Origin of the sequence: Moorena sp. SIO1G6 (assembly GCF_010672795.1) — a bacterium.
GTDB lineage: Bacteria > Cyanobacteriota > Cyanobacteriia > Cyanobacteriales > Coleofasciculaceae > Moorena > Moorena producens.
In genome coordinates, this window is record NZ_JAAHFZ010000075.1 from 14,801 (window position 1) to 28,042 (window position 13,242).

At 45.3% G+C, this 13,242-nt stretch carries 10 protein-coding genes; 7 read left to right on the plus strand and 3 right to left on the minus strand.

Features of this window, described 5'->3' with window-relative positions:
• Window positions 1–10: 10 nt before the first annotated feature.
• Window positions 11–583, plus strand: a complete 573-nt coding sequence (locus F6K63_RS33060; protein ID WP_287314489.1) for a DUF1131 family protein — start codon at window positions 11–13, stop codon at window positions 581–583.
• 106 nt (window positions 584–689) lie between these two features.
• On the opposite strand, the gene cimA is transcribed toward F6K63_RS33060, so the two are convergent.
• Window positions 690–2,729: a citramalate synthase gene (gene cimA, locus F6K63_RS33065; protein WP_287314491.1), complete on the minus strand. Its 2,040-nt coding sequence runs from the start codon at window positions 2,727–2,729 to the stop codon at window positions 690–692.
• Window positions 2,730–3,138: 409 nt separating this feature from the next.
• On the opposite strand from cimA, the gene F6K63_RS33070 reads away from it, so the two are divergent.
• From F6K63_RS33070 to F6K63_RS33090, 5 genes are all read left to right on the plus strand, one after another.
• A complete protein-coding gene (locus F6K63_RS33070) occupies window positions 3,139–3,477 on the plus strand; it encodes a 2Fe-2S iron-sulfur cluster-binding protein (RefSeq protein WP_071105703.1) in 339 nt (112 codons plus the stop codon).
• Between the two features lie 340 nt (window positions 3,478–3,817).
• Window positions 3,818–4,015, plus strand: coding sequence for a hypothetical protein (locus F6K63_RS33075; RefSeq protein WP_008187253.1), 198 nt, complete (start codon window positions 3,818–3,820; stop codon window positions 4,013–4,015).
• The gene (locus F6K63_RS33080) at window positions 4,000–4,128 is read left to right on the plus strand and encodes a hypothetical protein (protein ID WP_267875688.1); all 129 of its coding nucleotides are present in this window, start codon (window positions 4,000–4,002) and stop codon (window positions 4,126–4,128) included. Before F6K63_RS33075 ends, F6K63_RS33080 begins: the two co-directional genes overlap by 16 nt.
• A gap of 149 nt (window positions 4,129–4,277) precedes the next feature.
• Entirely contained in the window at window positions 4,278–4,847 is a 570-nt protein-coding gene (locus tag F6K63_RS33085; RefSeq protein ID WP_071105702.1) for a Uma2 family endonuclease, read from the plus strand.
• Window positions 4,848–4,962: 115 nt separating this feature from the next.
• Window positions 4,963–5,532 carry a Uma2 family endonuclease gene (locus F6K63_RS33090; RefSeq protein WP_071105701.1) on the plus strand — a complete coding sequence of 190 codons (570 nt, stop codon included), beginning with the start codon at window positions 4,963–4,965 and terminating at the stop codon, window positions 5,530–5,532.
• Window positions 5,533–5,851: 319 nt separating this feature from the next.
• Here the strand turns inward: F6K63_RS33090 and F6K63_RS33095 are convergent, their stop codons facing one another.
• Both F6K63_RS33095 and F6K63_RS38120 read right to left on the minus strand, forming a co-directional pair.
• The gene (locus tag F6K63_RS33095; RefSeq protein WP_287314495.1) at window positions 5,852–6,541 is read right to left on the minus strand and encodes a Uma2 family endonuclease; all 690 of its coding nucleotides are present in this window, start codon (window positions 6,539–6,541) and stop codon (window positions 5,852–5,854) included.
• A gap of 517 nt (window positions 6,542–7,058) precedes the next feature.
• Complete coding sequence (locus F6K63_RS38120) at window positions 7,059–11,855, minus strand: SdrD B-like domain-containing protein (protein ID WP_287314496.1); 4,797 nt, start codon at window positions 11,853–11,855, stop codon at window positions 7,059–7,061.
• Between the two features lie 1,035 nt (window positions 11,856–12,890).
• Here F6K63_RS38120 and F6K63_RS33105 point away from each other — a divergent pair.
• On the plus strand, window positions 12,891–13,058 hold the full coding sequence (locus tag F6K63_RS33105; protein ID WP_008187239.1) for a hypothetical protein: 168 nt from the start codon (window positions 12,891–12,893) through the stop codon (window positions 13,056–13,058).
• Window positions 13,059–13,242: the final 184 nt, after the last annotated feature.

The following is a 13,242-nucleotide window of genomic DNA, read 5'->3' on the forward strand; positions in this document are numbered from 1 at the left end:
TGTAAGACGATTGTATAGAAAAACACTGTTTACTGTAACCACCATAGTCCTAGTCACCAGTATCCTGGGCGCTTGCGCCAAGGAACCTTCCCCCCCTGAGACTAAGTCTAATCTCAGGCTGACTGCAGAAGGTTTGGGTAAACTCAACAAAACTAGCAACTTTGATGCTGATACCATCAAGAGTGCTCTGCCCAGTTATACCGTAAAAAAAGAAACCACCTCTGCTGAAGGGGAAACTTACGATATCTTCAGAGCCTACTGGCAAGATAGCCCGGTAGTGGAAATCGATGCCGACATCTCCCAGCAGAAAATCGGCAGGATTGAAGTGCTAAGCGATCGCATACCTGGTCCAAAGGATGTGAAGGTAGGAATAGCCTACTCCGCCACTCCTGGACACGAGAAACTAGACTGCTTGCCAGGTGTGGAAGAGTCCACTGGTAAAGTTTTTTGTAAGTTTGAGGAAAATGCCTCGATCCTATACGTCTATCAACCCCTTAACTGGGAAGGGCCTTATCATAAGTTACCTCCCCTTGAGGTTCTGACCAAGGCTAAGCTAGATAGTCTACGTTGGATAGCACCTTAAATTAGTTGCGTAGGGTGCGTTAGGGAAGGGCTCGCACTCATTTTCCGCCTCGTCGCCCATTTTGGGACAGCCCGCCCCGTAACGCACCACCGGGTCAAACAGCAAATTACCGCTCTTTCAGGGCTGGGGAATGGCTCAATGGTGTTTTTGCTGAAGATTCCAACAGCAAACCATACTCAATGCCTTCCACCACAGCTTCATAGGACGCTTCGAGAATATTACTGGAAACCCCCACAGTTGTCCAGCGCTGTTCTCCATTGCTCGATTCCACTAGCACTCGTGTCTTAGCCGATGTGCCAGCAGCACCATCCAGAATCCGCACTTTGTAGTCAGTTAGATGAAAATCAGCAATCTCTGGGTAAAAGTTCACTAAGGCTTTGCGCAAGGCTGCATCAAGGGCTGACACTGGTCCATTGCCTTCTGCTACTTCCAAAATATCCTGGTTGTTAACAGATACTTTAATGGTTGCCACAGAATTACTGTAGGGTTTACTGACCCCTTGTAGCATATCGCAATGTATTTGACAGCCTTTGAGTTCAAAGGGATGTTCTCGATATCCCAAAGCATCCCGCATCAACAAATCAAAACTGGCTTCCGCTGCTTCAAATTGATACCCTTCATTTTCTAGATCTTTGAGGCGTTCCAGGATTTCGCGACAGGCGGGGTCTTTTTTATCCAGGTCATGACCGAAACTACGGGCTTTTGCTAATACATTGCTCAATCCCGACTGGTCAGAAATTACGATCCGACGCTGGTTACCAATCTGTTCTGGCTGAATATGTTCATAGGTCAGAGGATTCTTTGCCACCGCTGACACATGGATGCCACCTTTGTGAGCAAAGGCTGAACGACCGACAAAGGCAGCATGTTCATTGGGAGCAAGATTGACAATCTCGCTAATTAAACGACTAGCTTGGGTCAGTTTGGCCAGCTGATTATCCTGAATACAGCGTAACCCTAGCTTCAACTGTAAGTTAGGAATTACAGAACAGAGATTGGCATTACCACAACGTTCACCATAACCATTAATCGTTCCCTGAACCATACAGGCTCCCTGAGATACCGCAGCTAAGGCATTAGCAACCGCTGTATCGGAATCATTATGGGTATGGATTCCTAACATGGGTTGGAGGTTAGGCGGTTGAAGGTTAGCCGGTTGAAGGTTAGCCGGTTGAAGGTTAGCCGGTTGAAGGTTAGCCGGTTGTTCGCCTTTGGCGTTCCCGTAGGGTAGGTTAGTTTCGGTTCCAGGTTGAAGGTTCGCAGGTTGAAGGTTAGCAGGTTGTTCGCCTTTGGCGTTCCCGTAGGGTAGGTTAGTTTCGGTTGCAGGTTGCAGGTTAGCAGGTTGTTCGCCTTTGGCGTTCCCGCAGGGTAGGTTAGAACCTTCAACATTCAACCTTCCAACCTTCAACTCATTGTCAACATTCAACCTTCCAACCTTCAACTCATTGTCAACATTCAACCTTCCAACCTTCAACTCATTGTCAACATTCAACCTTCCAACGTTCAACTCATTTTCAACATTCAACCTTCCAACTTTCAACTCTTTAGCTACATCTCTAACAATCTGAGCAATTTCCTCGGGTAGGGTGCCACCGTTGGTGTCACACAGTACTAGCCATTCTGCACCCGCATCTCTAGCAGCTCTCAGGGTTTTGAGGGCATACTCTCGATTGGCTTTATAGCCATCAAACCAGTGTTCTGCATCGTAAATTACCCGACGCCCTTGACTACGGAGGTATTCTATGGTGTCACCAATCATGGCTAGGTTTTCCTCTAGGCTAGTTTTCAGCCCTTCAGTAACATGAAGATCCCAGGATTTACCAAAAATAGTCACCCAGCGCGTTCCTGCAGCTAAAATAGCTTGCAGCATCCGGTCTTCTGCAGCGATCATGTTTGGCCGTCGAGTTGAGCAAAAGGCGACTACTTCTGCTTGTTTGAGAGGTTCTTCTTTGAGCTTCCAGAAAAATTGCACATCTTTCGGATTTGCCCCTGGCCATCCTCCTTCAATGAAGGGAATACCCAACTCATCCAGTTGCCGAGCAATGCGTAACTTATCTTCGAGAGACAATGAGATTCCCTCACGCTGGGCACCATCCCGCAGCGTTGTATCGTAAATCCAGATCGGGTGAGAAGCTGTTGAAGTCATGGGCAGTTAGAATAGTTGAGTTTATCGTAAAGAAATGTAAATTATAGTTAAGGGTAAGCTTTGATGGCCTAAAGCTTAGTCAAGGGCAAGGCACGCAGATAACCTTCCGACATTTACCCGCGCTTAGCAGTGTAGGAAGGTTACCCATCTCTTAAGCCTTGATAGATCAAGGGTATCAAGGGATGCAGCGCCTTAATGCGGGGGTTTCCCCCACTCGCGCTTTGCATCAAGACAGAGGACTCGACCAAACTATCTAAAATCTAGATATTTATAAACGCAGCTTATCTAGAACCATCAAACAATAAGAGCACCTTGGTGTATTGCCAGATTGGCTCTGTTCACAACATTAAACATAGCTGCATCCAATTGTATTAAAAAATAAGCTACAGATAAGGAGTAATCTTGAATAATGCCTAAAGTAACAGCACAAGGAAAAAGCTTTGAATGTGACCAGGGCAGTAATCTGCGCAAGGTCTTACTAGAGCATGGGGTTGCCCTATACAACGGCAACGCTAAAGTAATTAACTGTAGAGGATTAGGCAGCTGTGGTACCTGTGCGGTTGAGATAGACGGGGAAGTATCCGAGCCAAATTGGAAAGATAAAGCTAGGCGATCGCTTCCGCCCCATTCTCCGACAGCAAATCGCCGCTTAGCCTGTCAGACAAAGGTTTTAGGTGATGTTTGTCTTAGCAAATATGATGGCTTTTGGGGGCAAGGGGATCAAACTGTATGGACCCCAGAATCATGAAGTTGCCAATGGTAACTGGAAACTCGGATGTAGTTAAAAGCTATGGCTTGTCGTCAGTAGTGAATGTAAAATTATTTGTACTTAGGTAATTATTTTAATTTAGGACTGCTATAGTTATCAGGGTAAGCGCCATAAAAATTGAGCCAAAATGTAATATAGGGCAAGGATTAGGATAATATTAAGCCCTGATTATCAGCGCTATTGCAATTTATATTAATAGTGTTAACAAGAATGCAGCCTTATTGATTATTGCGTTTACCCTGCATCCCTTACCCAATTTGGCGGTATGGAATATCACTATTATAATTATAGATGCAGTAGATAAAGGCGATGGCATTTTATGAGTGTTGCAGAAATCAAAGAAGCAGTAATGAAACTCTCTACGGGAGAGTTAACAGATCTGGTTCAATGGCTTGATGAATTCTATGAATCTCTATGGGATAAGCAAATTGAGGAAGACTTTGAATCTGGCAAGCTAGATCATCTAATTAAACAAGCAAGGCAAGAATTCAGAGAGGGAAAGTGCCAGGAAATTTAAAGCATTTCAATACTTCACAGTTTTGGGAATACTACCGTCAGTTGCCACAGGAAATTCAAGAATTAGCAGATAAGAACTATGAGTTGCTTAAGCAAGATCCCAAACATCCATGATATCTTAAAGCAAATCTAGCTTTTGTAGTGCGATGGTTGTAGTGAATGAAAGATGCGATCGCGTTTTGGAGAATGCGATCGCTTTTCTGGTGAGCATGACTGGAACTGAATCCAGCAACAGTTAAAATCGAAGAAACAGGAGGTCATCAATGGTTGCTGTTAATCAAATTAGACAAACGTTGACCCTGGCGGAATTTTTAGAACTTCCTGAAACGAAACCTGCTAGTGAATATGTCAATGGACAAATTCAACAAAAACCTATGCCTCAAGGAAAGCACAGCATCCTTCAACGGGAATTGAGTTTTGCTTTAACACTCGCTTTAAAGCCAGAGCGAACTGCCCAGGCATTCCCCGAACTGCGGTGTACCTTTGGTGGGCGATCAATTGTCCCAGACGTTGCCGTCTTTCGTACAGAACGGATTCCTCGTGATCATGATGGCCAAGTGGCCAATTCGTTCAATCTACATCCAGATTGGACTATCGAGATCTTATCCCCCAAGCAGAACCAAACCAAAGTCATTCGCAACATTCTCCATTGTCTCGACAACGGTACTAAGATGGGGTGGTTATTGGATCCGGAAGAGTCCTTGATATTTGTCTATAGTGCCGATAAATCCGTGCAACTGTTTGAGAACTTAGAGGTAGTGTTGCCCGTGCCAGAGTTTGCCGAAGCAGTGCAGCTTAAGGTGGGTGAGATATTTGATTGGTTGAAAGAGTAAACGGATCTTGTAGAGTGCGTTCGCGTAGCGGCTCGTACCGAGCATCGCTTTTCTGGTGGGCATAACTGGAACTGAATCCAGCAACAGTTAAAATCTAAGAAACAGGAGGTCATCAATGGTTGCTGTGAATCAAATTAGACAAACGTTAACCCTGGCGGAATTTTTAGAACTTCCTGAAACCAAACCTGCTACTGAATATGTCAATGGACAAATTCAACAAAAACCTATTCCTCAAGGAGAACATAGTACCTTACAAACTCGTCTTGCTACAGCGATTAATGAACTTATTTTACCGAAAAAAAATGCTCATGCTTTTACTGAATTAAGATGTACTTTTGGGGGACGTTCTATTGTTCCAGATATTACAGTATTTAGTTGGAATCGTATTCCGAAAACAGAAAAAGGAAGAATAGCCAATAAATTTGAGCTTTATCCTGATTGGGTAATCGAAATTCTTTCTCCTGAACAATCTGCGAATAAAGTGATCAAAAAAATTCTGTTTTGTCTGAACCAGGGAACAGACTTAGGCTGGTTAATTGATCCTGAAGATGAATCAGTGATGATATTTCAACCGAATCAATTGCCAGAAATAAAATCAGATGAAGAAATTTTACCTGTGTTAGATAGTATTAAAGATTGGAAATTATCTGTTGCCGAAATGTTTAGTTGGTTAAGTGTTAAATAATTTTTGGTTGGCGTTTCTTTTTTCCATTGAACTGAGTAAGAGATCAAATATCAATGATCGTAAGCATATGCGCTACGCGCACGCTGCTTGAGGTGCCGTCAGCCGTGAGCTTTTAGCTCACGCTGCGCGAACAGCCATCAGCCATTCCCATAGCGTGGCCTTTGGCAAAGGCGCATAAGCTGAAAGCTGTTCGCGTAGCGTGCGCGTAGCGCATAAGCTGATAGCTGATAGCTTACCAATGATCAATGACCAATGACCAATGACCCAAGCTTGACAAGAGCGATGCTACCGGAATCGATATGATATTCCAGTTGAGGAATTATCCCTCTGGCTCGATGCCTGCTGCTCTTAGCTGCGCTGCCAATTTCTCGGCTCGCTGCCGTTCCTGTTCAGCTCGTTGCTGTTCCTGGATGACCAACTCCGAACCCCACAGCAACAGTTCTCCTTGCTGATCCCACCAACGTAACCAGTAACCAGTTCGGTTTTCCCTAGTTCCTTGCCAGATACCCAGAAATAAGCTCATTTGATCAATCCAGTAACGGTTATTGGCATCGGGTGGTTCGAGTTGATAACGTCCTGAATCATCTAACCGATAGACTTCTATTTCGCCAGTGTCTGGCTCAAAAATGACATAGTTGGGAACCTGTAACACTTGCTCGTAGTAAAACCACTTGCCCGGAGGATAGGTTGGCTTGTTGGAATACTCCCCAGCTTCAGTATCACAGAGAAATTCCATGACAATAGCAGGAATATCCCCTTGAAGTCTTGGGGTATAATTACGTTTAACTTCTTCTCTTGACACCCGAATTGATGGCACATATCCCCAATCTGGTGCTTTTACCACGATTTTGCCATTCAAAGTGGCACAGATGCCATAATTGGTAGTAGTCAGGGCATTAGCTGGTAGTTTGCCAGCAATTTCCAAACTTTGTGTCAGAGCAGCAGCCAGGGATGGTTGATTGATATTATCCACTGGTTCGTCGTCAAGAACGAAATCATCAGTTGACACTCCCCGCCCTGGAAGGACGGGGATTCTTGCTTCCACGGGGTGACTTGTTTAACCAGGCCGGAGCCAGAAAAAATAGAGGTCTCCTCTTCACAAGCGTACTTGGTCTATGACCCAGGTTTCGGTGTGCCCCACCGTACCTAATCTAGTTAACAAGTTAGATAAACTTTTTCTTGATCATAGGGTTTTCGTAGATATCCAAATCGTTAGATTTGATTATGCAATAAGCTTATCTCTTAGCTTATTTTTTACATCATCTACTTATTTTAAGATCATGTTTATCTAGACCATTAATTTTTTTTCGTTAGGCATCTATAATAACACGATGTTAGAAAACCGTCAAGTCTTAATTTCAAAAAAAACCGTCCTATAAGGACGGGGCGCGATTACCCAAATTTTTTGGTAACTTTTCCCAGGTAACTTGGTAAGTAGCTGTGCTAGCTATCATAATTAGTTCCTCTCGGAGCCTGCTCTTATTATCATAAGTTAGCGAATTCCAGAGAACTGACGGGGTAACAGTTTACTTGACCCGACCCCGGAATCGGATAAACCCATAGGAATTTGGCGGTTCTCCTGGTGCAGTAGCTTCGGGCACATCTCCGACTTCGACCACCACAACTCCATTTTGGTTGACAGATACATTACATCCTGCGGGCACTGAGGTCCCTGGTGAGTAATAGCGACCGCGATCGCTATCGGGGATATTAGTTAGATAGATATTCGGTTCAGCTGAACCACTGGTGGGTAAAGGATCGGTAGTCTCGAACAAGGCAATCCCGACATCACTAGCTGGGAAACCAGCAGTTTGATTGAAGGCATCCGGAATAAAAGTAGTTTCTGCCGGAACTCGGTCACAGATACGCAGGCTCTTAGCGTAATTGCTGCCATTGGAGAGGAAGTACACAGTATATTCCAACTCATCCCCTGGCATGACTGTGCCAGAGTTAATTAATCCCCGCAGATATACATTGGGATTAGGCCAGTTAGGGTCATTATCCTCAGGAGCGCGATCGCTTCCAACATGATTGTCAGTACCAGGACTATCAATACCATCAACAAAAGGTGAGCCAGATGTAGGTAACGATTCCCAAACATTACTGTCTTTGCGCTTAATAGCGGTAATACGTTTGACCAGTATCACGTTGGGGAGACTTTCAACATCAAACCCAAAGTTAATATCAGTCACAGCAGTAGTAGTCACCTCAATCGGTATATCATTAGAGGTTCCTAACATCAACTCATCTGGTATCTCAGTATCGTTGGTATCGACTTGCACAATGTATTTCCCTGGCTCTAAGCTGGTGAAGCTGTAATTCCCACTATCATCAGTATCAGTAGTGGCTTCTTGGGTATCACCAGCATCGATAACATCATTACTGTTAACGTCTTGGTATAAGACTACCCTAATGTTGGCAGGTAAAGTAGATTCACCATTGTCAAAAGTATCGTTTTGGGGATTGTCGTCTTGGTAGAGAGTACCCGATACTTCACCAGTAGATGTAACTGGAAGGGCAATCATCCCCACATCCAGGTCTCGTTTGTCTTCCGATGCACCCAGAGCAAACACTTCGGTATATCCCGTAGTTGGATCAGCATCAGAATCAATCGTGTCATCATTGCCCACATTTTGGAAACCAATTTCATAGTCAGAGGGAGCAATAAACTCTAAGAAATAGTTTCCTGCTGCTAAGCCAGAAAAGGAGTAGAAACCCGGATTACCAGCCACATCGTTAGTAGTCACTGTAGTTTCAAGTAGAGTATCATCCCCGCCACCAGGTTGACCATCAGCACCAGGATTATAAAGGTTAACCGTCACACCATTGAAACCCAATTCACCAATGTTTTGGAGTCCATCACCATTATTATCAATCCAGACAAAATCCCCTAAGATCGGCTGAGGTACTATTCCTGCATCTACATCCTGGTTACTGTCTCCAGCATTCAAGGTAATGTTAGCCGTTTGTCCAGTAGCGTCAGCATCCGAGTCGAGAGTGTCATCACCCTGGTCTTGGGGAGAGAAAGCATGACCAGGGGGTGCAATGAACTTTAGATAATAGGTGCCTGGTGTCAAGTCCCGGAAGCGATAGAAACCAGGATTATCATTGAAGTCATTACTGGTTTGGGTCGAGTCGATCAGAGTGTTACCAGTATCATAGAGTTCAACAGTGACGCCATTGACACCAACTTCACCCCCATCTTGAGTACCATTGTCATCGGTATCCAACCAAACGAAATCACCTAAGCTAGCGGTAGTTGGGTCTACAGAGGTTAGTCCAGCATCGAAATCACGGGTGTCTGTAGTCTGGTTGACACTAAAGACGTTTGTCTGTCCAGTATTGGGATCAGCATCGGAGTCAGCGGTCTCATCACCACCCTGGTCTTGAGGAGAGAGATTTAGGTTGTCTGGGGGAATGAATTTAACGAAGTAATCTCCGGCTGGCACTTCCGAGAAAAGGTAAGCGCCATCATTACCGGTACCATCCGGAGCAGTTAAGGTAAAACCATAGAAACTATCGTCACTGGTACCAGGTTGACCATCACCCCCGTCTTGCCACAACTCAACCAGCACCCCATTGATACCTGGTTCACTATTATCTTGAATCCCATTACCGTTTTGGTCATCCCAGACCAAGTCTCCAATGATTGCAGGGGTGGGGGGTTGAATTTGAATTCCGACTTTGGGGGGTTCTGCGGGTAACAGGGTAGCTGCGGCACCGGATTGATCCGTTCGTGTAGAGACGAAAGCAAAGGAATTCCAGGCAATCTCGCCGTTGGTTGGTGCTCCAGCCGGTGCTCGCATCGGCCAGTTCAGCATCACCGACTCTAGGGGGTCGAGAACCAGGTTACCCAAGTTAAACCTCAGAGCGGTAACCGCACTGGGGTCACTGGGAAAGGTAGTACTCCAGTCATCGACGCAGCCACTAGGCCAATTGAGGTCTTGACCATCACTAGGATTGGGACGGCAAGGATTGGAGTTGGTGGTGTATTCAACAGTGACACCAGGAATTGCCACGGTAACCGGACCAGCGAGATTAGGACGCCATTGGGAACCCCTGGCTGAACTAGTATTGAGCACTTGAGTATCGCCGATGGCAGGCAACATATCGACTACCAGTATATTAGTCATCGGCACCGTGCCTTGATTGGTGATAGTGAGCTGGTAATCTACCTGTCCCCCCGGAACCGTGGTGCCACTAGTGGAGAAACTGGTATCGACCTCACCCTGAACTACCTTTTGTGAATCGAGGGTTGCGATCGCAGCTACTTCAACGTTTGCTGTTCTTCGACAAATAGTCTCATCGGTGATGCCATCCCCATCCACATCAACCGTATCCTGACTTCTGCGGTTACTACTGTTGCAATCGAACACACTATCGTTGGACATGATGAATAATTCATTAGTCAACGAACCTGTACTCACCCCCTGCTCAACTACTGTATCGACATAGATTCTGAGCCACTTATTCTCTGGTATTTGGGTTCCTGTAATTTGCCAACGCAGCAAGGTGCGACCGGTGCCGTTGTAGTTCGGAATCGCCTCGAAGTTGATCTCAGCGTTATCGGGCACAGTACTTGATCCCACACTATCAAACCTCCAGGCACCCCCATAGTCAAGCCCTGCTGGCAGTAAATCGGCAATAATGGGATTGACATAATCTGCGGTAGCGCTCGACTCGTTGCGAAACTGTAGCCGAAATTCTATGGTGTCACCAGGAGCATAGGGACCACTCTGAGTTTCGTCTCTTTTGTTTGGATTTACGATGGCTTGTAATGCCGAGATTTCTGTCTGTTGGCACTTTTCCAGGGGGTCTGTTGGTGAATTGGGCTTCCAAGTCAGTTGGGCACAGTTTTTGATCGTCTCCCCCATCGAGCGGTCAGGCTGAACCTCTACAAACAGTTTTGGTCGATTACTGCTTGCTGTAGCTTGAAAACCTACTGGTACATTGGTGTACTCGAACTCAACCCCTGTAATGTATTCCCCTGCTCCTAAGGTGATGTCCGTCCCAATGGTGAGGGTGGTGTTCTGAGGGTGTGAGGTACCGGCTGTCAAGGGGTTGAGATTAGTTTTGTAGCGGACAATCACATCCCCGGTGTAATTGTTGTATCTGCCTGTGCTAATTTTAGTGACCCGCACCTGATCTAAGAGGTTAATCCCATCGTCATTGACTTGATCTAGGTCGTCAGTGACTGTTAGAGTAGTCATCGGTACATTACCGGTATTTCTTGGGTCAAGCCGAAACTCAAATTCATTGCCAATAGCCACCTGACCCGAGAATGATTTAGAATTAAATGTGCCTTGATAGTTCGGGTCTGTAAAACCATGTTCAGCCTCACCATTTAAGTTCAACTCGGTGCCATCAATCAGTTCTCCTGTTGCGGTAGCTGGGTTAATCACAGTACTATTGGCACCAGTAGTGTTGAAGGTACCACTAGGATACTCAACAGAGACTTGTGCGTTGAAACAATTTCTGCCACTCTGAATACTGAGGTTACCCACATTCCAAGTGACAACCCCGGAGTTATGGGTACCCCCATTGGTAGCACTAACAAAACTTGACCCAACCGGAAGAGTATCTTGCACAACTACATTTTGTAGGTTGATACCACTCTCAAGATTCTGGGCATGGCAAAGCTCAAGCTCATAGGTCACTGGTGAATCAAGAGCCGGATCACCATTGCTAGGAATCACCCGATTTTTCTCCAATGTCCACTTATTTAAAGCAGCGTTTGAATCGACATCAGAGGTAACCGTTAGAGCATTGGAGGTGGCATTCCCTGCATTAGCACTCGTCCCTTGGGCTTGGTTAATCGCTGGTGTATTGTCTACAGTCGTACCGGGGGGAAACTGGACTCGAATCTCCAAGTTGACAGGGGAACCTGCTGGAATCGGTGAATTATACTCAACGGTAGCCAGTCCTGTATCCTCGTCATAGTTGACAGTAGCAGGACGTCCAGGAAGGATGCTGACATTGTTAGAAGACCAATCAATTTGAGGAGGGAGTTGGTCAGTAATCACCACATCCTGGCAGTCCTCATCCCCACTACAGGAGACGCGGATGGTGTAGATAAATTCTTGTCCTGATGGAACTTCTGTCACGATCTGACCATCGGCATCATTAGCGACTTTTACCAACTGGAGTTGGGCATCAGCCCATACTGGAGTAGCGTAACCGGCGATCGCACTGACTAACATCACACTGCCAATCAGTGTATGGCGAGGAAACTGGGAAGGGAAAATTTTCCCTAGAGGATAGGGTAGGCTTTCTGAACCCACATTGGCTGCGATCGCTTGGAGATAGTTCAATAAAGATTTCATGACTGGCCGGGATGAATAATTGGAATCGGGAAATTAAGCTAAACACGTTTTTAAGAACAAATCGGGTATAGAGAGATTACTCAGAGGATATCTCCCAAGTTTTTTGATACTGAATTTTGCCCCCCTGACCCCCCAAGCGAGCAATCCCTCGCTTGGGGGGAACAAGAGTCAATTTGCTTCTAAAAGTCCCCCAGAATTGGGGGACCAACGGGGGCTTGGATGTAGCAAATGAGACTTCTCAGACAACCTCTCAGACGATAGGGAGTTAAATACAAATCAACTGAAACACCAATCAAGTTTAAGGGCGCACGGTGTGTGCCCCTAAACTTGATTGTGCTAAAGGCCAAGTGAAAACCCGCCATAGTTAGTCAGTCAATCTCCCGAGTGAGAACATATAGCGCTACGCGCAAGTCAGCAAGGTTCTTGGGTCAGAAGTCAAAGGTGCGCTTTCCGTTCTCCGTAGGAGACGCGGGGCGCGTTCGGCGAATTAAATTCGCCACGGGTCGCACCTAAAAGTAAGCGATTACTTACGTTTCGGAGTTATGGAATGTCAAACATCTTAATGGGTAGTGCTATAGCTTTTTCTTTAATTAGTGTAATTTATTCAGCTAAGCGATCGCACCCTGATTTTCCGCTGGTTTTAACTCATCTAGTTAAACTCTTGTTATTGACCTAATCTAGGATTTCCTGATTTAAGCTGCTGTGGCCTCGATATAATTACTGAAATTTCAGCGGAAATTTAACAATTTTAAATAGGTGATATCCGTAAATTGCACATGATCATGTTTTGTGATCTGTTTCCTCAGTGCATCAAAAGTTGGACTGATTGCTGCCTGTGATCAGAACTTGCTTTTGCAACCTAGGAAATACAAGAAAAAGCTCAACTCGAACACCAACGAGCTGAACAACTCCCAGAACGGTTACGACAGCTGGGCATTAATCCCGATGAAATTTAACATAGGGTGTTGCTAACGCGCAACAATTATTCTCGTTATCTGTTGTCAGCTTGGGTTAAGGTTAAATGCAGCCTTACTAATGAATTTCTCATCCTTAACTGTTTCCCTTAAACCCGAAATTACCCTCACCCCTGTTGAGGGAAATATTGTGATCCAATCTTCAAGCCGTAAGCTGACATTTCATCAACCGGAACCGGGATTAAAAACTGCTCTAGATGCTCTGAAACAGGGAACCCACACCCCCTGACAAGGGTAGGTTTTTTACTTTGGAGATAGGTAATAGGTAATAGGTAATAGGTAATGGGCTTGCTGACGGACACAAGTGGTTGAAAAGTAAGTAGGGAAGGGGTTGGACAAAACAGAAAAATCTGGGTAAATGGGGTAGTCAAGAAAAATCCCAATTATGACCCAGAAAAAAATCTACTCACAAG